This is a genomic window from Streptomyces sp. NPDC048337, assembly GCF_043201175.1.
Lineage (GTDB): Bacteria > Actinomycetota > Actinomycetes > Streptomycetales > Streptomycetaceae > Streptomyces.
In genome coordinates, this window is the sequence record NZ_JBICYR010000011.1 from 171,787 (window position 1) to 191,722 (window position 19,936).

The 19,936-nt window shown below is 70.7% G+C and carries 19 protein-coding genes; 2 read left to right on the plus strand and 17 right to left on the minus strand.

Features of this window, described 5'->3' with window-relative positions:
- Positions 1 to 164 precede the first annotated feature (164 nt).
- Together hisS and ACGFYU_RS20005 are read right to left on the minus strand one after the other, a co-directional pair.
- Positions 165 to 1,424, minus strand: a complete 1,260-nt coding sequence (gene hisS / locus ACGFYU_RS20000; RefSeq protein ID WP_393828613.1) for a histidine--tRNA ligase — start codon at positions 1,422 to 1,424, stop codon at positions 165 to 167.
- A gap of 10 nt (positions 1,425 to 1,434) precedes the next feature.
- The gene (locus tag ACGFYU_RS20005) at positions 1,435 to 2,166 is read right to left on the minus strand and encodes an MBL fold metallo-hydrolase (RefSeq protein WP_393828614.1); all 732 of its coding nucleotides are present in this window, start codon (positions 2,164 to 2,166) and stop codon (positions 1,435 to 1,437) included.
- 154 nt (positions 2,167 to 2,320) lie between these two features.
- Between ACGFYU_RS20005 and ACGFYU_RS20010 the strand changes: the two genes are divergently transcribed.
- Complete coding sequence (locus ACGFYU_RS20010; RefSeq protein WP_393828615.1) at positions 2,321 to 3,103, plus strand: peptidylprolyl isomerase; 783 nt, start codon at positions 2,321 to 2,323, stop codon at positions 3,101 to 3,103.
- Positions 3,104 to 3,296: 193 nt separating this feature from the next.
- Positions 3,297 to 4,526 carry a DUF349 domain-containing protein gene (locus ACGFYU_RS20015; protein WP_393828616.1) on the plus strand — a complete coding sequence of 410 codons (1,230 nt, stop codon included), beginning with the start codon at positions 3,297 to 3,299 and terminating at the stop codon, positions 4,524 to 4,526.
- 75 nt (positions 4,527 to 4,601) lie between these two features.
- Here ACGFYU_RS20015 and ACGFYU_RS20020 read toward each other — a convergent pair whose 3' ends face one another.
- The 15 genes from ACGFYU_RS20020 to ACGFYU_RS20090 form a co-directional block, all read right to left on the minus strand.
- Positions 4,602 to 5,744 (minus strand): caspase family protein, encoded by a 1,143-nt coding sequence (locus tag ACGFYU_RS20020; protein WP_393828617.1) that lies wholly within the window; start codon positions 5,742 to 5,744, stop codon positions 4,602 to 4,604.
- Positions 5,728 to 6,162, minus strand: coding sequence for a hypothetical protein (locus tag ACGFYU_RS20025; RefSeq protein ID WP_393828618.1), 435 nt, complete (start codon positions 6,160 to 6,162; stop codon positions 5,728 to 5,730). The genes ACGFYU_RS20020 and ACGFYU_RS20025 overlap by 17 nt, the downstream gene beginning before the upstream one ends.
- Positions 6,155 to 7,483 carry a protein kinase gene (locus ACGFYU_RS20030; RefSeq protein WP_393828619.1) on the minus strand — a complete coding sequence of 443 codons (1,329 nt, stop codon included), beginning with the start codon at positions 7,481 to 7,483 and terminating at the stop codon, positions 6,155 to 6,157. Before ACGFYU_RS20030 ends, ACGFYU_RS20025 begins: the two co-directional genes overlap by 8 nt.
- Positions 7,484 to 7,530: 47 nt before the next feature.
- Positions 7,531 to 9,960 carry a RelA/SpoT family protein gene (locus ACGFYU_RS20035; protein ID WP_393828620.1) on the minus strand — a complete coding sequence of 810 codons (2,430 nt, stop codon included), beginning with the start codon at positions 9,958 to 9,960 and terminating at the stop codon, positions 7,531 to 7,533.
- A 214-nt stretch (positions 9,961 to 10,174) separates the two neighbouring features.
- Entirely contained in the window at positions 10,175 to 10,729 is a 555-nt protein-coding gene (locus ACGFYU_RS20040; RefSeq protein ID WP_393828621.1) for an adenine phosphoribosyltransferase, read from the minus strand.
- A complete protein-coding gene (secF, locus tag ACGFYU_RS20045; protein ID WP_393828622.1) occupies positions 10,726 to 11,787 on the minus strand; it encodes a protein translocase subunit SecF in 1,062 nt (353 codons plus the stop codon). The genes ACGFYU_RS20040 and secF overlap by 4 nt, the downstream gene beginning before the upstream one ends.
- A 3-nt stretch (positions 11,788 to 11,790) precedes the next feature.
- Entirely contained in the window at positions 11,791 to 13,590 is a 1,800-nt protein-coding gene (gene secD, locus ACGFYU_RS20050; RefSeq protein WP_393828623.1) for a protein translocase subunit SecD, read from the minus strand.
- A 153-nt stretch (positions 13,591 to 13,743) separates the two neighbouring features.
- Positions 13,744 to 14,229, minus strand: coding sequence for a preprotein translocase subunit YajC (gene yajC, locus ACGFYU_RS20055; RefSeq protein ID WP_393828624.1), 486 nt, complete (start codon positions 14,227 to 14,229; stop codon positions 13,744 to 13,746).
- 165 nt (positions 14,230 to 14,394) lie between these two features.
- Positions 14,395 to 15,465: a Holliday junction branch migration DNA helicase RuvB gene (gene ruvB / locus ACGFYU_RS20060; protein WP_393828625.1), complete on the minus strand. Its 1,071-nt coding sequence runs from the start codon at positions 15,463 to 15,465 to the stop codon at positions 14,395 to 14,397.
- A gap of 109 nt (positions 15,466 to 15,574) precedes the next feature.
- On the minus strand, positions 15,575 to 16,207 hold the full coding sequence (gene ruvA / locus ACGFYU_RS20065; protein ID WP_393828626.1) for a Holliday junction branch migration protein RuvA: 633 nt from the start codon (positions 16,205 to 16,207) through the stop codon (positions 15,575 to 15,577).
- Complete coding sequence (ruvC, locus tag ACGFYU_RS20070; RefSeq protein ID WP_393828627.1) at positions 16,204 to 16,740, minus strand: crossover junction endodeoxyribonuclease RuvC; 537 nt, start codon at positions 16,738 to 16,740, stop codon at positions 16,204 to 16,206. The genes ruvA and ruvC overlap by 4 nt, the downstream gene beginning before the upstream one ends.
- 124 nt (positions 16,741 to 16,864) lie before the next feature.
- Positions 16,865 to 17,617 (minus strand): YebC/PmpR family DNA-binding transcriptional regulator, encoded by a 753-nt coding sequence (locus tag ACGFYU_RS20075; RefSeq protein WP_362471997.1) that lies wholly within the window; start codon positions 17,615 to 17,617, stop codon positions 16,865 to 16,867.
- 56 nt (positions 17,618 to 17,673) lie between these two features.
- On the minus strand, positions 17,674 to 18,267 hold the full coding sequence (gene pdxT / locus ACGFYU_RS20080) for a pyridoxal 5'-phosphate synthase glutaminase subunit PdxT (protein WP_393828628.1): 594 nt from the start codon (positions 18,265 to 18,267) through the stop codon (positions 17,674 to 17,676).
- 7 nt (positions 18,268 to 18,274) lie between these two features.
- Complete coding sequence (gene pdxS, locus ACGFYU_RS20085) at positions 18,275 to 19,192, minus strand: pyridoxal 5'-phosphate synthase lyase subunit PdxS (protein WP_393828629.1); 918 nt, start codon at positions 19,190 to 19,192, stop codon at positions 18,275 to 18,277.
- Positions 19,193 to 19,353: 161 nt separating this feature from the next.
- Positions 19,354 to 19,896, minus strand: coding sequence for a hypothetical protein (locus ACGFYU_RS20090; RefSeq protein ID WP_393828630.1), 543 nt, complete (start codon positions 19,894 to 19,896; stop codon positions 19,354 to 19,356).
- Between the last annotated feature and the right edge of the window lie 40 nt (positions 19,897 to 19,936).

Below are 19,936 nucleotides of genomic sequence, written 5' to 3' on the forward strand. Positions count from 1 at the left end.
CAAGGTCATCAAGCCCCGGCCATTCTGCCGCATCGCGCCGCGGGGCCACCGTTCGATCGGGATAAGCCCGCGGGGGCGGATGCCGGCCCGGGCAGAGCTCCACAACGCGGAAGGGGCGGGGGCCGCACAGCGGCTCCCCCACCCCTTCCCACCAGGCGGCCTGCTCAGGCCAGCTTCGCGCGCAGTACCTCGACCACCTCGGCCACCGCGACCGGAGCCTGCTCGCCGGACTCCATGTCCTTCAGCTGGACCACGCCCTCGGCGAGGTCCCGGTCTCCCGCGACGATCGCGAAACGCGCACCGCTGCGGTTCGCGTCCTTCATCGCGCCCTTGAGACCCTTGCCGCCGTACGACATGTCCGCCGCGACGCCCGCCTTGCGCAGCTGCGTCACCAGCCCGAACACAACCGGCTTGGCTTCGCCCAGGGCCACCGCGAACACCGACGTCGCCGCCGGGATGTCGAGTTCGACGCCCTCGGCCTGGAGCGCGAGCACCGTCCGGTCCACGCCCAGCGCCCAGCCGACCGACGGCAGCGCCGGTCCGCCGATCATCTCGGACAGACCGTCGTAACGACCGCCGCCGCCGACCGCCGACTGCGAGCCCAGACCGCCGTGCACGAACTCGAAGGTGGTCCGCGTGTAGTAGTCCAGCCCGCGCACAAGCTTCTCGTCGTCCTCGAAGGCCACGCCGGCCGCCGTGATCAGCGCTCGCACCTCCTCGTGGTACGCCTTGCACGCGTCGCACAGGTAGTCGCGCAGCACCGGCGCGCCGACAAGCTGCTTCTGCACCTCGGTCCGCTTGTCGTCGAGGACGCGCAGCGGGTTGATCTCGGCCCGGCGGACGGTCTCCTCGTCGAGGTCGAGCCCGCGCAGGAAGGCCTGGAGCGCTTCCCGGTACACCGGGCGGCACTCCTTGTCGCCCAGCGAGTTCAGCAGGATCCGGAAGTTGCGCAGACCCAGCGAGCGGTACGCCTGGTCGGCCAGGATGATCAGCTCGGCGTCCAGCGCCGGGTCCTCGGCACCGATGGCCTCGGCACCGACCTGCGAGAAGTGGCGGTAGCGGCCCGCCTGCGGCTTCTCGTAGCGGTAGTACGAGCCCGAGTACCAGAGCTTGACGGGCAGGTTGCCCTTCTTGTGGAGGCTCGCCTCCAGCGCCGCGCGCAGCACGGAGGCAGTGCCCTCGGGGCGCAGGGCCAGTTGGTCGCCGCCCTTGGTCTCGAAGGCGTACATCTCCTTGGAGACGATGTCGGTGGACTCGCCAACGCCTCGGGCGAAGAGGCCGACGTCCTCAAAACCGGGCGTCTCGATGTAGCCGTAGCCGGAATTCCGAAGCGGGGCCGCGATGGCCTCGCGCACCGCCAGGTAGTTCACGGATACCGGCGGAATCAGGTCGTACGTGCCCTTGGGGGCCTGAAAAGTTGCCACGAAACTCTCGTCACATTCCTCGTCGTGGAGCGGCGGTCGGGTCCGCTGCCAGGCCGGCCGCGACCTCCCGCAGGTACGGGTTGGTCGCGCGCTCGCGGCCGATGGTGGTCTGGGGACCGTGGCCGGACAGCACCACGGTCGAGTCGTCGAGCGGCAGGCACACGCGGGCCAGCGACTCGAGCATCTCGGCGTGGGAGCCGCCGGGCAGGTCGGTGCGTCCGATGGAGCCGGCGAAGAGCAGATCGCCCGAGAAGAAGACCGGCGGACACCCCTGATTTTGAGGAGTGGCGGCCAGCTCGGGCATCCTGAAGGTCACCGACCCCTTGGTATGCCCCGGCGCGTGCGCCACGGAGAAGTCCATTCCGGCCAGCTTCAGCGCGGCACCGTCGGTCAGCTCGCGGACGTCGTCCGGTTCGCCCACGGTGAGCTCGCCCATGAGCGGCATCCCGATGGAGCGGCCGAGGGCCTTCTCCGGGTCGCTCATCATGTAGCGGTCCTCGGGGTGGATCCAGGCCGGTACGTCGTGTGCTCCGCACACCGGGACGACCGAGGCCACATGATCGATGTGGCCGTGGGTCAGCACGACCGCGACGGGCTTGAGCCGATGCTTCTTCAGCGTCTCCTCGACACCCTGGGTGGCCTGGTGGCCCGGGTCGATGATGACGCACTCCTCGCCGGCGGCGGGGGCGACCACATAGCAGTTGGTGCCCCAAGCCCCTGCGGGGAACCCGGCAATCAGCACGTTCGTCCTCAATCGTCGTTCCGGCGGGAGCTTGCAGATCGGAATGCTGCTGCTCAGAGCCTACCGGCGCCCTTCATCACACAGCTAACCCATATACGGTACGGGCTAGCCCAGCCCGGACAGCGGTACCAGACACGCACAAGGAGACGACCCGGTGGTCACGAGCGATCAGCGACGGCGACAGCTCGCCAGGGAGAAGTACGAGCGCCAGCAGAAGCGCCGGGCCGAGGCCCGCCGCAAGACCCGGCAGCGCACGGCGATCATCGGCGCGGCGGTGGCCGTGGTGGTCGCGACGCTGGTCGGCCTCATCGTGGGCGGCGTCTTCGACAAGGACAAGAAGGACCAGGCGGCGGACCCGTCGGCCAACCCGTCGGCCTCGCCGACGCCCAAGCAGTCCCCGTCGCCCGGGATGGCCATCGACCAGAAGGCGAAGTACACCTTCGCCCTGAAGACCAGCGCGGGCGACATCGGCTTCGTGATGGACGCGGCGAAGACCCCGCAGACGGTGAACTCCTTCAAGTCGCTCGCCGACAAGGGCTTCTTCGACAACACCAAGTGCCACCGGCTGACGACCGGCGGGATCTACGTGCTGCAGTGCGGCGACCCGCAGGGCACCGGCATGGGCGGCCCCGGCTACACCATCGCGGACGAGAACCTGGACTCCCTGGGCAAGGCGAACGAGCAGGGCCAGGTCGTCTACCCGGCCGGCACGGTGGCGATGGCCAACACGGGCCAGCCGGGCTCGGGCGGCAGCCAGTTCTTCCTCGTCTACAAGGACAGCCCGCTGGCGCCCTCGTACACGCCGTTCGGCAAGATCGACGCGGCCGGCCTGAAGGTCCTGGAGGACGTGGCCAAGGCCGGTACGGCCGACGGCGGCCAGGACGGGGCCCCGAAGACCGAGGTCAAGATCGAGAAGGGCACCGTCACCCAGAACTGACGGGGAGCTCGGCGGCCCCGCGCGCGGCCGGCCTCCCGCCCGTACGTCGATATTCCGTCGTGCGGGATGCGGACAGCCGGCCCGGCGGTCGCCTATGTTGGCGTTGTGCAGGGCGGGCGCTGCCCGCCCCAGGAAACTGTGGACGATGCCCAGGGGGTGAACCCCTCGCAAGGCATCAGGTGGAGGAGGCGCTGTGAGCAGCGACCCGTGGGGCCGAGTCGACGAGACGGGCACCGTGTACGTGCGTACTGCCGATGGCGAGAAGGTCGTCGGCTCGTGGCAGGCGGGTACCCCTGAGGAGGCCCTGGCCTATTTCGAGCGCAAGTACGAGGGCCTGGTGGTCGAGATCGGCCTCCTCGAAAAGCGGGTGCGGACCACTGATCTGTCCGCCAAGGACGCGCAGACGGCGATCGACCACCTGCGGACGCAGGTGGAGGAGCACCACGCCGTGGGCGACCTCGACGCCCTGCGCGTCCGGCTGGACAAGCTGGTCGAGACCGTCGAGTCGCGGCGCGAGGAGCGCAAGGTCCAGAAGGCCAAGCAGACGGACGAGGCCCGCGCGGCCAAGGACGCGCTGGTCGTCGAGGCCGAGCAGCTGGCGCAGAGCGACCAGTGGCGCAGCGCGGGCGAGCGGCTGCGTGCCCTGGTGGACATCTGGAAGGGTCTGCCGCGGCTGGACCGCAAGTCGGACGACGAGTTGTGGCACCGCTTCTCGCACGCCCGCTCGGCCTTCTCCAAGCGCCGCAAGGCGCACTTCGCCTCGCTGGACGCGCAGCGCGAGGACGCCCGCAAGGTGAAGGAGAAGCTGGTCGCGGAGGCCGAGTCGCTGTCGAAGTCGACCGACTGGGGTCCGACGGCCGCCCGCTACCGCGAGCTGATGGCGGACTGGAAGGCGGCGGGCCGGGCGCAGCGCGAGGCCGAGGACGACCTGTGGAACCGTTTCCGCGGTGCGCAGGACGTGTTCTTCGCGGCCCGCAGCGAGGTCTTCGCCGAGCGCGACGCCGAGCAGGTCGAGAACCTGAAGCTGAAGGAGGAGCTGGCCGACGAGGCCGAGAAGCTCGTCCCGATCACGGACCTGAAGGCGGCCCGCGCCGCGTTCCGCTCCCTCAACGAGCGCTGGGAGGGCATCGGCCACGTGCCGCGTGACGCCCGGCCGAAGGTCGAGGGCCGGATGCACGCGGTGGAGCGGGCCATCCAGGAGGCCGAGGAGGGCGAGTGGCGCCGTACGAACCCGGAGGCGCGGGCGCGTGCGGCCGGTCTGACGGGGCAGCTCCAGGCGGCCGTCGACAAGCTGCGCGAGCAGATCGACGCGGCGCGCGCGGCGGGCAACAACGCGAAGGCCGACAAGCTGGCGCGTGAGCTGGAGGGCCGCCAGGCCCTGCTGGACCAGGCGCTGAAGGGCCTGGAGGAGTTCGGCGGCTGACGCCCCCGGCACTTCGGCAGATCGGGAAGGCCCCGGTACGGATACCCGTACCGGGGCTTTTCCCTGTTCCGGTGGTTATTGGAGGGCCCGGCTGCCGTCCTGGAGGAGGTCCAGGGCGTGTTCGAGCACCTCGCAGGCCTGGATGTGGTTCCCGGACTCCTGGAGCAGCGCGGCGAGCCGCCGGCACACCTGTACGGCTTCGGGCCCGTAGAACCGGTGCACCTGCTGGAAGGCCTGTTCCAGGACCTCCATGGCCTCGCGGGTCTGTCCGGTCTCCTCCAGCATGTCGGAGAGTTCGAGCTGGACGGCGAGGAGGTCTCCCTCTCCGTCGGGCGCGCGTTCCTGGAGTGCGAGGCGCAGCACGGGCAGCGCGTCACGGGTGCGGCCGGCGGAACGCAGCGTACGGGCGAGGCCGAGCCCGGCGACGACCATCGCGGAGCGGACGTCGGCGTGCAGGACGGGGCCGGCCGGGGTGCCCCGTACGGCGCGGGCCCGGTTGCGGACGAGCCGCAGGCGTCCCATGCCCATTTCCTGGGCGTGCTGCGGCAGCGGGCGGTTCTTGCCGCGCAGCCGGTTCTCCATGGTGCGGCAGAGGGTGTCCAGGTCGATCAGTTCGGGCCCCTCGCGGATCCCTTCGCGCAGGATGGTCAGCAGTTCGCCGGTGAAGGCGGTGTGCCGTTCGCCGTCGGGCGCGAGGGCCACCCGGTCGCGCGGGGAGGCGGTCAGGACGTACGCGCCTTCGACGGCGGCCTGCGTGGCGAGGGCGTCCTCCCCGCCGGCGAGGGTGCTGGCGGCGCGGCCGCTGAAGCAGCAGTCGAGGATCACCACCTTGCGCCGGGCCTGGGACTCGCGCAGGGCGGACCGCAGGTGCTGGTAGGCGACGGCGGTGTAACCGACGTGTTCGCGGGAGCCCTGGAGGGCGAGGTAGAGGTCGGCCGTCGCCGCGTCCCGCATGCCGTGCCCGGCGTAGTAGACGAGCAGCGTGTCGGTGGCCTCCTCCCCCGCGCGGTTGACCGGGTCGAGCAGCTCGGCGGGGTGCTGGGGGTCCAGTACGAGCGTGCAGTGCTGCTCGGGCAGTCCCCAGATGGTCGCGTCGCACAGCTCGGCGGCCAGGTCCTTCACGTTGGACTCGACGGCCGGGAGCCCTGCCAGGTGCCGGTATCCGGCGCTGCCGATGAGGACCGCCCGCGAGGCCGCCGGGTCAGGCAGTCCCGCCATGGTCCCCGTCCGTGTCCGCGTCCGCGCTTTCGCCTCCGCTTCCGTTCTCCAGTGCCGCGACGATGCGGCGCAGGGCTTCGGGGTCGTCGGCCTCGTCCCCGGTGAGCGTGACCTCGTACGGGCCGTGGCGCACGGTGAGGGCGGGGGGTCTGCGGCGCGACGCCTGCCACTGCAGTACGGAGAAGACCAGCGATCCGGTGGACAGGCCGCTGCCGACGGCCAGTTGGAGGAGGTCGAAGCCGGGCGACCCCATGGGCGTGCCGCCCGCGGCCTGCGCGGGCTCGCCGCTGCCGATCCGTCCGCGTACGTCACGTCGGAGCGACTCGTCCTCGCTCAGCCAGAGCATCAGCGACCGCAGTTCGGTCTCCGAGCCCTGCCCCGGGCGGCTGTGGTCCACCTTTAACGCGTACTCACTCATCCCCTGTGCCCCTCCCGTATCCGTGGTGCGCGGTGACCCGCGCGAACAGCTCCAATGCCTGCGGTGCCTGGCCTTGCCGGGCCAGGCACACAGCCTGCCAGTACTGGCAGGCGAGGGTGGTCGGATGGCCCGGCCCGAGCGTCTCCACGCAGAACGCGCCGAGTCCGCTGAGCCGGTCCATGGCCTCGCTCAAGCGCCCGCGCTGGATCAGGCCGACCGCTTCGCGCTGCCGGGACAGCGCCGTCTGCTCGGTCATCCGGCTGTGCACCAGGCGGCGGGTGCTCTCGCTCAGGGTCATGTGGTCGGGCTCGGGCTGGAGCTGCCGAGGGGGCCGGACGTCGACCTGGTGCCAGTCGTACTCGGGAACCTCCTCGAACTCCTCGTCGGCGAGCTGGGGCATGGGCGCGTGCCGCGGCATGGGCGGCACGGATGCGTGGTTGTCCAGGGGGCGGACTTCCTGCCCGGCGGTGTAGTCCAGCGTGACGTCCTCGTCGTCCGCCCAGGGCCGGATCAGAGCCTCCGCCGCGGCGGCGCTGGGGGTGCGGGCGGCCGGGTCCCTCGCGCTGAGGGCGTCCACCGCGTCCGCGAGCCCGGCGGGAACCGCCACCGGCCTGTCGCGCAGCGAGGGCATTCCGTCCCGGACGGCGCGGAACAGCAGCACCCCCACGTCGTCCACGTCGCCGAACGGGTCGGCCCCGGTCAGCATGAAGTGCAGGCAGGCGCCGACCCCGTAGACATCCGAGGCGGCCTGTGGCGGCTGGCCCGTGATGCGTTCCGGGGCCATGTACCGGGGGGTGCCGAGCAGGTCGCCCGCGGCGGTGAGGGCGTCCTCGTTGGTCAGCCGGGCCATCCCGAAGTCGTAGAGGACCACCCGGCCGTTGGCGGTGACCCGGATGTTGGCGGGCTTGACGTCGCGGTGGAGCACGCCCTCCCGGTGCGCGGCGCCGAGGCCGGCCAGAGTGTCGGCCGCGATCCGGCAGGCCTCGCCCACGGGCAGTGCGCCGTTCGCTCGGACCAGCCCGGAGACGTCCGTTCCGTCGAGGAACTCCATCACGAGATAGGGCGTGCCCTCGTCGATCCCCTGTTCGTACACGGTGACCACGTTGGGGTGGCTGATCCGGGCAAGGGCACGCGCCTCGGCCTCGAAGCGCTTGGCCGCGCTCTCGCTCACCGTTCCGTACGCCGTCAGGACCTTGACCGCGACGCGACGCTCCAGCCGCGTGTCCCTGGCCTCGAAGACGGTGCCCATGCCACCCTGGCCGACCGGGCCCACCGGTTCGAAGCGCTGGGCGAGCCCGGGCGGGAAGTAGAAGCCGGCCACGTGATCCCCCCGGGTGGCGACAGAGAGCGGCAGTAAGGCGGCCTGGGTCAGGGCCTCCTTGCAGATGTCACACGGTAGACGTCGTAGACGCCCTCCACACCCCGAACGGCCTTCAGAACGTGACCCAGGTGCTTGGGGTCGCCCATCTCGAAGGTGAAGCGCGAGGTGGCCACGCGGTCGCGGGAGGTCTGGACGGCCGCCGACAGGATGTTGACGTGCTGGTCAGACAGGACGCGGGTGACGTCCGACAGCAGCCGGGACCGGTCCAGGGCCTCCACCTGGATGGCGACGAGGAAGACCGAGGACTGGGTGGGCGCCCATTCGACCTCCAGCATCCTTTCGGGCTGCTGGGAGAGCGAGTCCACGTTGACGCAGTCGGCCCGGTGAACCGATACGCCGCTGCCCCGCGTGACGAACCCGATGATCGGGTCGCCCGGTACCGGGGTGCAGCAGCGGGCCAGCTTGACCCACACGTCCTCGACGCCCTTGACGACCACGCCCGGGTCGGCGTTGGCACGCCGCTTGCCGCGGGCGCGCGCCGGCGGGATGGACTCCTCGATGTCCTCGTTCGCGGCTTCCTCGCCGCCGAGGGCCTGCACCAGCTTCTGTACGACGCCCTGCGCGGCCACGTGGCCCTCGCCGATCGCCGCGTACAGGGAGGAGATGTCGGGGTAGCGCATCTCGTGGGCGAGGGTGACGAGCGAGTCGCCGGTGAGGATGCGCTGGATCGGCAGGTTCTGCTTGCGCATGGCCCGGGCGATGGCGTCCTTGCCGTGCTCGATGGCCTCGTCGCGGCGCTCCTTGGAGAACCAGGCGCGGATCTTGTTGCGGGCCCGCGGGGACTTGACGAAGCCGAGCCAGTCGCGGGAGGGGCCCGCGCCCTCGGCCTTGGAGGTGAAGACCTCGACCAGGTCGCCGTTGTCGAGCGTGGACTCCAGCGGGACGAGGCGGCCGTTGACCCTGGCCCCTATCGTCCGGTGGCCGACCTCGGTGTGGACGGCGTACGCGAAGTCGACGGGGGTGGCGCCGGCGGGCAGCGCTATGACGTCGCCCTTGGGCGTGAAGACGAAGACCTCGTTGCGGGAGAGGTCGAAGCGCAGCGAGTCGAGGAACTCGCCCGGGTCCTCGGTCTCCTTCTGCCAGTCGAGGAGCTGCCGCAGCCAGGCCATGTCGTTGACGGTGTCCTGGCCGGCGCTGCCCTTGGCGGCCTGGGGCACGTCGGTCCGTACCTTCGAGGTGCCGGCGACGGTCTGCTGCTTGTACTTCCAGTGCGCGGCGATGCCGTATTCGGCGCGGCGGTGCATGTCGAAGGTGCGAATCTGGAGCTCGACCGGCTTGCCGCTGGGTCCGATGACCGTCGTGTGGAGCGACTGGTACATGTTGAACTTGGGCATCGCGATGTAGTCCTTGAACCGGCCGGGGACCGGATTCCATCGCGCGTGCACGGTGCCGAGGGCGGCGTAGCAGTCCCGTACGGTGTCGACGAGGACGCGGATGCCCACCAGGTCGTAGATCTCCGCGAAGTCACGGCCGCGGACGATCATCTTCTGGTAGACGCTGTAGTAGTGCTTGGGTCTGCCGGTGACGGTCGCCTTGATCCGGGCGGCCCGCAGGTCCACCTGCACCTCGTCGGTGACGACGGCGAGGTACTCGTCGCGCTTGGGGGCCCGCTCGGCCACCAGGCGGACGATCTCGTCGTACATCTTCGGGTACAGGATCGCGAAGGCGAGGTCTTCGAGCTCCCACTTGATCGTGTTCATGCCCAGGCGGTGTGCCAGCGGGGCATAGATCTCGAGGGTCTCGCGGGCCTTCTTCTCCTGCTTCTCCCGCTTGAGGTAGCGCATGGTGCGCATGTTGTGCAGGCGGTCGGCGAGCTTGATGACCAGGACGCGCGGGTCCTTGGCCATGGCCACGACCATCTTGCGGACGGTCTCGGCCTGGGCGGCCTCGCCGAACTTGACCCGGTCGAGCTTGGTGACACCGTCGACGAGGAGGGCCACGGCATCCCCGAAGTCGCGCCGCAGGTCTTCGAGGCCGTACTCGGTGTCCTCGACGGTGTCGTGCAGCAGACCGGCCATCAGGGTGGCGGGGTCCATGCCGAGCTCGGCGAGGATGGTGGTCACCGCGAGCGGGTGGGTGATGTACGGGTCGCCGCTCTTGCGCTTCTGGCCGCGGTGCCAGCGCTCGGCGACCTGGTAGGCCTGTTCCAGCTGGCGCAGCGTCGACGTCTCGATCTTCGGGTCGTTGCTGCGGACTATGCGGAGGAGGGGCTCCAGTACCGGGTTGTACGGGTTGGAGCGCTGGACTCCGAGCCGCGCGAGCCGGGCGCGCACCCGGTTGGAGGACCCGGCCGACTTCACCGGCGCGGGCTTGACGGGCGGCGCGGGCGCGGGCGGGGGCGTGACGGCGGCCGCGACGGCCTGCTCGGCCTGCGGGTCGGGCTGCGCGGCGGAGAGTGGCTGGACCTCGTCTGGCAAGAGCGCTCCTCTGGGGGTCCCCCCGTACGAAGTGTGGGGGAGGATCCGGTGCCCGTGTCCGGTCCGGATAACCCATCGTAGCGAGCCTTGCGCCCCCTCGTTCGCCGAGCCCACGCCTTGGGCGTCCGCCGCCGGTCCCCTGCCGGGGGCTCCGCACACGCAAGCGGCGGGCACCCGGGGGAACCCGGATGCCCGCCGCTCGGCAGGCGAGAGGTCAGACCACGATCAGCGCGTCCAGCGGGGCTTCGCCCAGCGCGGCGCCGAGCTTGGCGCGGCCCGGGAGGAACGACAGCTCCATCAGGACCGCCACGCCGGCGACCTCGGCCCCGGCCCGCCGGATGAGCGAGAGCGAGGCTTCGGCGGTGCCGCCGGTGGCCAGGACGTCGTCGATGACCATGACCCGGTCACCGGCCGACAGGTCCTCCGCGTGGACCTCGATCTCCGCGGTGCCGTACTCCAGCTCGTAGGACTGCGCCAGCGTCGCCCCCGGCAGCTTCCCGGCCTTCCGGACCGGCACGAAGCCGATCCCGGCCTGGACGGCCACCGGAGCCGCGAGGATGAACCCCCGCGCCTCCAACCCGACGATCTTGGTCGCGCCGTACCGCCCGGCCAGCTCCACCAGCACGTCCGTCAGCGCGGCGAACGCCTTCGGGTCGGCCAGCAGCGGAGTGATGTCCTTGAACATCACACCCGGCTTCGGGTAGTCCGGTACGTCCTTGATCCGGCTGAGCAGCAGCGCCCGTACGTCCTCCGACAGGAGCGCGCTCACCGGCGCCGCCCCGGCCGGCCCTGCGCCACGACCTGCGGCTCGCCCTCGGCGCCGGCCTCCTGGCCGTCGTCCGCGGACTCGCCCTTGGCCGCCGCGGCCGCCCGCTTCGCGAGCACCCGCTTCGTCAGCGCCTTCATCGCCGGCTCGCGCTCCTTGAGGTCCACGACCAGCGGGGTCGCGATGAAGATCGAGGAGTACGCGCCGGCCGCGAGGCCGACGAACAGCGACAGCGAGATGTCGTTCAGCATGCCGGCGCCGAGGAAGCCGCCGCCGATGAACAGCAGGGCCCCGACCGGGAGCAGCGCCACGACGGTGGTGTTGATCGAGCGGACCAGCGTGCCGTTGATGCTGCGGTTGGCGATCTCGCTGTACGTCCAGCGGGTCTGCTTGGTGATGTCCTTCGAGCCCTCCTTCAGACCGTCGAAGACGACGACGGTGTCGTAGAGGGAGTAACCGAGGATCGTCAGCAGACCGATGACCGTACCCGGGGTGACCTCGAAGCCGACGAGCGCGTACACGCCGACGGTGATCGTGAGGTCGTGGACCAGGGCGATCAGTGCCGCGACCGCCATCCGCCATTCGAAGGCGATGGCGAGGTAGATCACCACGAGGACCATGAAGATGCCGAGGCCGGTCCAGGCCTTGTTCGCGATCTGCTCGCCCCAGCTGGGGCCGACCAGGTCCGCGTTGATGTCGGCCTCGCTGACCTTGAGGTCGGTGGCCAGCTGCTTCTTCACGTCGGCCGCGGCGTTGGTGTCCAGACCGGAGATCTGGATCCGCAGACCGCCGGTGCCGAGCTCCTGGACGATCGCGTCGTGGCCCGAGGCCTTCTCCGCCTCCTCGGTCGCCTTGGCGACGGAGACGGCCGTCTTCGGGGTCGTGAAGACGGCACCGCCCTTGAACTCGATGCCCATGTTGAGGCCCTGAACGGCCAGGGCCACGATCGCCGTGATGGTGATCAGGATGGAAACGCCGTACCAGAGAAAGCGCTTGCCGACGAAGTCGTAGCCGACCTCACCGCGGTACAGCTTGGCGCCGAGATCTCCCAGCTTCGACATCTCTCACGCCTCCTTTGCGTCGACGGGGACGGGGGCGGAGCCGGTGCGGCGGGACCGGCGCAGCGGGGGCTTGGCGCCGAGCCGCTTCGGGTCGAGGCCGGACCAGGGGTGACCGCTGGAGAAGAACTTCGTCCGGGCCAGCAGCGTCATCACGGGCTTGGTGAAGAGGAACACCACGACCACGTCGAGCAGGGTGGTCAGACCCAGCGTGAAGGCGAAGCCCTGCACCTTGCCGACGGTGACGATGAACAGCACCGCGGCGGCCAGGAACGACACGAAGTCGGAGACCAGGATGGTGCGACGGGCGCGCGGCCAGGCACGCTCGACGGCCGGGCGCAGGGTGCGGCCCTCGCGGATCTCGTCGCGGATGCGCTCGAAGTACACGATGAACGAGTCCGCGGTGATACCGATCGCGACGATCGCACCGCAGACGGCGGGCAGGTTCAGCGCGAAGCCGATGCCCTTACCGAGCAGCGCCATGATCGTGTACGTGAGGATCGCGGAGACCAGGAGGCTGATGATGGCGATGAACGCCAGGCCCCGGTAGTAGACCAGCAGGTAGATCACGACGAGGAGCAGGCCGATGGCGCCGGCGATCAGACCGGCCTTCAGCTGCTCGCCGCCGAGCGCGGCGGTGACGGTGGTGACGCTGTCCTCGCTGAAGGAGAGCGGCAGGGCGCCGTACGAGAGCATGTTGCCCAGGTCCTGGGCGGACTGCTGGGTGAAGCCGCCGGAGATCTCGGCGTTGCCGCCGGTCAGCGCCTGGCTGACGGACGGGTCGGAGATGACCTCGCCGTCGAGCACGATCGCGAACTGGTTCTGCGGCATCTGCTTGGTGGCCAGCTCACCGGTGATCTTGGCGAACTTGTCGGCGCCCTTGTCGGTGAACTGCATCGTGACGATCCAGGCACCGCGCTGCGGGTCGATGACGCCCTTGGCGTCCTTCACGTCCTGGCCGTTGACCTGGGCCGGGCCGAGGATCCACTTGCCCCAGGCGTTGCCGCGCTTGCCACAGGCGAGCGTGGGGTCCTCGGGCTTGACGTTCTTGCCGGCGGCGGCGCGCTGGGCCTCGTCGGCGCAGTTCAGCGCCGCGAACTTCGCCTGCAGGTCCTTCGCGGCGGCCTCGTCGGCCGACGGCGGCGTGGACGCCGAGGGGCTCGGGGATCCCGACGGGGTCGGGGTGGCCTTGCTGTCGTCTGCCTTCTTCGACTCGCTCGCCGAGGGCGAGGGGGTCGCGGCGGGGGCCTTGAGGGCCTCGCTGAGCGCGCGGCCCTGGGAAGTGGCGCTGGACGACGGGGTTGCCGACGGCGTCTTGCCGTCCTGGGCCTTGGGGGCCCCGGAGCCGCTCGCGGAGGGGCTCGGGCTCTGCGTCCCCTCGGGGGCGGCCGGGGAGCCGTCCGCGAAGGCGAGGACCGGGCGGAAGTACAGCTGCGCGGTGGTACCGACCTGCTCGCGCGCCTGCTGCTCGTTCGTCCCCTTGGGGATGTTGACGATGATGTGGTCCGTGCCCTGCTTCTGGACCTCGGCTTCCGAGACGCCGAGACCGTTGACGCGGCGCTCGATGATGCCGATCGCCGTGTTCATGTTGGTCTCGTTGACCGCCTCGGGCTTGCCGGGCTCGCTCTTGGCCTTGAGCGTGATGCTCGTGCCCCCGGCGAGGTCGATGCCCAGCCGGGGAGTCGTCTGCTTGGAGAGGAACATCCCCGCGGTGAGCGCCACCATCGCGATCAGGATGATCGCCAGGGCGCGCCCCGGCCTCCCCTGAGCCCCCGTGGGCCGCCGGCCCTTCTTCGGTGCTGCCACCTTGTCGTTTCTCCCTGTCCAACCGCCCCGCGCCGGGTCAGCGCGCGGACGGCCACGAAATGTGTGGTGGGGACCCCTGCCCCCCGCAGAAGTATCACTGGCGGGGACCGCGGAAGACGCCGGTCGGGCGCTCCGCGGTCCCCGGCCCGCGCGCTACTTCGCGCCGGCCTCGCCGTCGGACTTGCCGTCCTTGGGCTCGTCGCCCTTGGGCTCGTCGGCCTCGGGCGCTTCGTCCTTCTTGCCCAGGTCGAGCTTGGGGGCCTCGTCCGCGTCCTTCGTGAGGTCCGCCTTCGGGGCCTCGGTCAGCGAGGACGCGTCGTCGGGGACGACCGGCGTGTCGGTCTCGGCCTCGTCGCCGATGCCGTGGACGATGCGGTTGTACTCCGCGTCCTCGAGGACGGCGCCGATGGCGTTCTTCGCGTAGATCGCGTGGACGCCGGGAGCCACCTCAAGGGTGACGGTGTCATCGCCGATCTCCTTGACCGTGGCGTACATGCCGCCGATCGTGCGGACCCCGGTACCGGGCGTCATCTGGTCGCGCATGTGCGCGGCCTGCTGCTGCTTCTTCTTGGCGGAGCGGGTCATCAGGAACATCGCGCCGATGAGCACGATGAACGGGAGGAGTGTCATGAGACTCACGGGACGGAGTTCCTTCGCACGACCGCACGCGGACGGCGGCCTTTTCTACGGGGGTGGGCACGCCGACCCGAAGGGTCGGCATCGGCGGAGTCTAGGCGAGTCCGCACCGATGGAACAACGCCCAGCATGGCACCGCAGTTCCTGACGGCGCGAACCTCCGCGCCGTCAGGCCCCGAACAAGCCCTGTTGTCCGCTTGATCCGTTCCCGGGCTGCCGGGGCGGAACAAGTCCCAGGTGAGCCCATGCGGCGGGCGTCGCGACCCGCCCGCGGGGGGTGCGCGCGAGCAGCCCTTCCCGTACGAGGAACGGCTCGGCCACCTCCTCCACGGTCTCCCGCTCCTCGCCGACGGCGACGGCGAGGGTGGACAGGCCGACGGGGCCGCCGCCGAAGAGCTTGAGCAGCGCCTCCAGCACGGCCCGGTCCAGCCGGTCGAGCCCGCGCCCGTCCACCTCGTACACCTGCAGGGCGGTACCGGCCACCTCGCGGGTGATCACGCCGTCGGCCCGGACCTGCGCGTAGTCGCGAACGCGGCGCAGCAGGCGGTTGGCGATGCGCGGGGTGCCCCGGGAGCGGCCGGCGATCTCGGCGGCGCCGTCGGTGTCGATCTCCACGTCGAGGAGGCGGGCGGAGCGGTGGATGACGCGCTCCAGCTCCTCGGGGGCGTAGAACTCCATGTGCCCGGTGAAGCCGAAGCGGTCCCGGAGCGGGGGCGGCAGCAGGCCGGCCCGGGTCGTCGCCCCGACGAGGGTGAAGGGCGGCAGTTCGAGCGGGATGGCGGTCGCGCCCGGCCCCTTGCCGACGATCACGTCGACGCGGAAGTCCTCCATGGCCATGTACAGCATCTCCTCGGCGGGCCGGGACATGCGGTGGATCTCGTCGAGGAAGAGGACCTCCCCCTCCTGGAGGGAGGAGAGGATGGCGGCGAGGTCTCCGGCGTGCTGGATGGCGGGGCCGGAGGTGATCCGGATGGGCGCGCCCATCTCGGCCGCGATGATCATCGACAGCGTGGTCTTGCCGAGGCCTGGCGCACCGGAGAGCAGGACGTGATCGGCGGTGGCGCCGCGCTGGCGGGCCGCCTTCAGGACGAGGTCCAGCTGCTGGCGGACCTTCTCCTGCCCGACGAACTCGCCGAGGTCCTTGGGGCGCAGCGCGGCCTCGACGGCGGTGTCCTCGCCGTCGGCTTGCGCCGCCACCAGCCGGTCGGTCTCGGCGTCGGTCTCGTCGTCCCAGTTCACGGTGTCAGTCTGCCTTGTCGTTCGAGTGCGGGGAGTCCGGCCACATCCAGCCCCGCCGGCGTTTGAGGCTCGGGGTACGGGGCGGAGCCCCGGCAGCGGTGGCGCAGGGTCAGCGGGTGCGGTTCAGGGACTGGAGGGCGGCGCGCAGGAGCTGCGGGACGGGGGCGCTCCCGCCGGCGGCGATGGCGGCCTCGGCCTGCGGGGCTACCGCGTCGACGGCGTCCTCCGCCTCACGGGAGGCATAGCCGAGGCCGATCAGCGCGGCCGTGAGCTGCTCGGTCCAGGGGGCGGGCCCCGACGCGGCGGCCCGCTGCGCCCCGACCAGGCCACTGGACCCCAGCGGAGCCCCCAGCTTCCCCTTGAGCTCCAGCAACAGCTTCTGCGCGCCCTTCTTGCCGATGCCGGGGACGGCCGTCAGGGCCTTCTCGTCCCCCGACTCGACGGCCAGGCGCAGCGCGTCCGGACTGTGCACCCCGAGCATCGCCTGCGCCAGCCTCGGCCCGACCCCGCTCGCGGTCTGCAGCAGTTCGAAGACCTGCCGCTCGTCGTCGTCGGCGAAGCCGTACAGCGTCAGCGAGTCCTCCCGTACGACCAGGGAGGTCGCCAGCCGGGCCTGCTCCCCCATCCGCAGGCCGGCGATGGTGTTCGGCGTGCACTGCACGGCCATGCCCACTCCCCCGACCTCGATCACGGCCAGGGTGGGGGCGAGCGCGGCGACGGGGCCGCTGACGAAGGCGATCATCGGGTACGGCCTTTCGAGCCAGAGGCGTGCAGGGCGACCGCCTGCTGGAGGCGGTTCTGGGCGGGGGCCCGCCAGATGTGGCAGATGGCGAGGGCGAGGGCGTCGGCGGCGTCGGCCGGTTTCGGCGGTGCGTCCAGCCGGAGCAGCCGCGTCACCATGGCGCCGACCTGGGCCTTGTCGGCCCGGCCGCTGCCGGTGACGGCGGCCTTGACCTCGCTGGGGGTGTGCAGGGCGACCGGTATGCCGCGCCGGGCGGCGCACAGCATGGCGACGGCGCTGGCCTGGGCGGTCCCCATCACGGTGCGGACGTTGTGCTGGCTGAACACCCGCTCCACGGCGACGACTTCGGGACGGTGCTCATCGAGCCATTCCTCGATGCCCCGCTCGATGGCGACGAGCCGGTGCCCCAACTCCGCGTCCGCGGGCGTCCGTACGACCCCCACCCCGAGCATGGCCAGGGGACGGCCGGCGACCCCCTCGACCACGCCGACACCACATCGCGTCAGTCCCGGGTCCACGCCGAGCACGCGCACACGCCCCTCCCCTCTGTGCCTGATTGACGCCGTCAGGCTATCCGGCACCACTGACAAAGCGGCGGGCCGACAGGGTGTGTCCTGTCGGCCCGCCGAACTGCCCGGCTCGCGGCAGCGTCACGCGTTACGCGTCGACCTTCTCCATGACCTCGTCGGAGACGTCGAAGTTGGCGAAGACGTTCTGCACGTCGTCGCTGTCCTCCAGCGCGTCGATCAGCTTGAAGATCTTGCGCGCGCCCTCTTCGTCGAGCTCGACCTGCATGGTCGGGACGAAGCTGGAGTCCGCGGAGTCGTAGTCGATGCCGGCTTCCTGGAGCGCGGTGCGGACCGCGACCAGGTCGGTGGCCTCGCTGATGATCTCCCAGGTCTCGCCGTTGTCGTTGACCTCTTCGGCACCGGCCTCCAGGACCGCGTCGAGGACGTCGTCCTCGGAGAGCTCGGCCTTGGGCAGGAGGATGACGCCCTTGCGGTTGAACAGGTACGAGACCGAGCCCGGGTCGGCCATGGAGCCGCCGTTGCGGGTCATGGCGACGCGGACGTCGGAGGCGGCGCGGTTGCGGTTGTCGGTGAGGCACTCGATGAGCACCGCGACACCGTTCGGACCGTAGCCCTCGTACATGATCGTCTCGTAGTCGGCGCCGCCGGCCTCGAGGCCGCCGCCGCGCTTGACCGCGGAGTCGATGTTCTTGTTCGGGACCGACTGCTTCTTGGCCTTCTGAACGGCGTCGAAGAGCGTCGGGTTGCCGTCGATGTCGGCGCCGCCCATACGGGCCGCGACCTCGATGTTCTTGATCAGCTTCGCGAAGAGCTTGCCGCGCTTGGCATCGATCACGGCCTTCTTGTGCTTAGTCGTAGCCCATTTAGAGTGGCCGGACATCCGCCTGTCTCCTTCGCGTAACCAACAGTGTTCGTCTCGATCCTACCGGGACCTGATTACAGCCCCGCGCGCACCATGTCGACGAAGTACGCGTGGACGCGGTCGTCGCCGGTGAGTTCCGGGTGGAACGAGGTCGCGAGGACGTTGCCCTGGCGCACGGCGACCGTGTGGCCGTCGTAGGTCGCGAGGACCTCGGCCTGGGCACCGACCGACTCCACCCACGGGGCACGGATGAAGACGCCCTCGACGGGGCCTCCCGCTATGCCCGTGAAGTCGATCTGCGCCTCGAAGGACTCGTTCTGCCGGCCGAAGGCGTTGCGGCGGACGATCATGTCGATGCCGCCCAGCGTCTCCTGGTCCTCACGGCCGTCCAGGAGCTTGTCGGCGAGCATGATCATGCCTGCGCAGGTGCCGTAGACGGGCATGCCGGCGGCCACCCGCTCGCGCAGCGGCTCCAGCATGCCGAAGAGTACGGCGAGCTTCGACATGGTCGTGGACTCGCCACCGGGGATCACCAGGGCGTCGACCTCGGCGAGCTCCTCGGGACGCCGGACCGGCCTGGCCACGGCGTCCGCCGCGGCCAGGGCGATCAGGTGCTCCCGTACATCGCCCTGGAGAGCCAGGACACCGATCACGGGGGTGTTCGTCATGTCGGGACTACCAGCCGCGGTTGGCGTAGCGCTCGGCCTCGGGGAGGGTGTCGCAGTTGATGCCGACCATGGCCTCGCCCAGGTTGCGGGAGGCGTCCGCGATGATCTTCGGGTCGTCGTAGAAGGTGGTGGCCTTCACGATGGCGGCCGCGCGCTTGGCCGGGTCGCCCGACTTGAAGATGCCGGAGCCGACGAAGACACCCTCGGCGCCGAGCTGGCGCATCAGGGCGGCGTCGGCCGGGGTGGCGACGCCACCGGCGGAGAACAGCACGACGGGCAGCTTGCCGAGCTCGGCAACTTCCTTCACCAGCTCGTACGGGGCGCGCAGCTCCTTGGCGGCGGCGTACAGCTCGTTGTTGTCGAGGGCGCGCAGCTGGCCGATCTCGTTCTTGATCTGGCGCAGGTGGCGGACGGCCTCGACGACGTTGCCGGTGCCGGCCTCGCCCTTCGAGCGGATCATGGCCGCGCCCTCGGCGATGCGGCGCAGGGCCTCGCCCAGGTTGGTGGCGCCACAGACGAAGGGGGTGGTGAAGGCCCACTTGTCGGAGTGGTTGACCTCGTCGGCCGGGGTCAGGACCTCGGACTCGTCGATGTAGTCGACGCCGAGGGACTGGAGGACCTGGGCCTCGACGAAGTGGCCGATGCGGGACTTGGCCATGACGGGGATGGAGACGGCCTCGATGATCTCTTCGATCATGTTCGGGTCGGACATGCGGGCGACCCCGCCGTCCTTGCGGATGTCGGCCGGGACCCGCTCGAGGGCCATGACGGCGACGGCGCCGGCGTCCTCGGCGATCTTCGCCTGCTCGGCGTTGACCACGTCCATGATCACGCCGCCCTTGAGCTGCTCGGCCATGCCGCGCTTGACGCGCGAGGTGCCGATGGCCGACTCAGCGGACTGGGGGGTGGTGGGAAGCGTGCTCACGGATTGACCTCACTCGAAAGGAAGACGGGTACTACCTGGCTGAGGAAACCTCACGGACCAGTCCACTACAAGGGCCAATGTGGAGCCGGTGGCCTCTTCGTTTTGTCCCCTGCGGCCCTAGGCAGGCTCCAGGCGGCCTCGAGCCGAGCCCGGAACGAGCCCTAGGCAGGCCGATCGGCGAGATCGACGGGGGGCTCGTCATCCATCTCGAACGCCAGCGGGAACGGCGCGTGGCCCGCCAGCCGGAACCAGCGGACCTTGCGGTGCCTGCGCAGGGCCCGGGCGGCCCGTACGGCGTCATTGTGGAACCGGCGCGCCATCGGCACCCGCCGTACCGCCGCGGCCAGCTCCTCCGTGGCCTCGACCCCACCGGGCGCGGCCTTGAGCACCTCGACCTGGTCGGCATCGGCGAACACCGCCCGCAGCGCCTGGCTCAGCTCGCTCTCCGCCACCTCGCGCTGCTCCTCCTCGGCCTGCCGGGCGGCGTGCGCGGCCTCGTACAGCACGAGCGACGACGCGGGGTCGAGCGCCCCGGAGGTGGCCACCTCCAGCACGACGGAGGCCCTCCGCACCAACTGCGCGTCGAGCGCGGCCCGAGCGGCGTCCATCCGCGAATGCAGCCGGTCCAGCCGCCCGGCGGTCCAACTGAGGTAAACCCCGACGACACCGAGCGCCAGGGCAATCCAGACAAGGGTTTCGATCACGGGCGGCGACTCTACCTTTCAGCGCGCCGGCCGTACGGCC

Bases quoted from the DNA above. Each gene is read 5' to 3' on its own strand.
- ACGFYU_RS20025 (WP_393828618.1), bottom strand. From the start codon at position 6,162: ATGAGTGAGTACGCGTTAAAGGTGGACCACAGCCGCCCGGGGCAGGGC.
- pdxT (WP_393828628.1), bottom strand. From the start codon at position 18,267: ATGACGAACACCCCCGTGATCGGTGTCCTGGCTCTCCAGGGCGATGTA.
- ACGFYU_RS20020 (WP_393828617.1), bottom strand. From the start codon at position 5,744: ATGGCGGGACTGCCTGACCCGGCGGCCTCGCGGGCGGTCCTCATCGGC.
- ACGFYU_RS20075 (WP_362471997.1), bottom strand. From the start codon at position 17,617: ATGTCCGGCCACTCTAAATGGGCTACGACTAAGCACAAGAAGGCCGTG.
- secF (WP_393828622.1), bottom strand. From the start codon at position 11,787: ATGTCGAAGCTGGGAGATCTCGGCGCCAAGCTGTACCGCGGTGAGGTC.
- ruvA (WP_393828626.1), bottom strand. From the start codon at position 16,207: ATGATCGCCTTCGTCAGCGGCCCCGTCGCCGCGCTCGCCCCCACCCTG.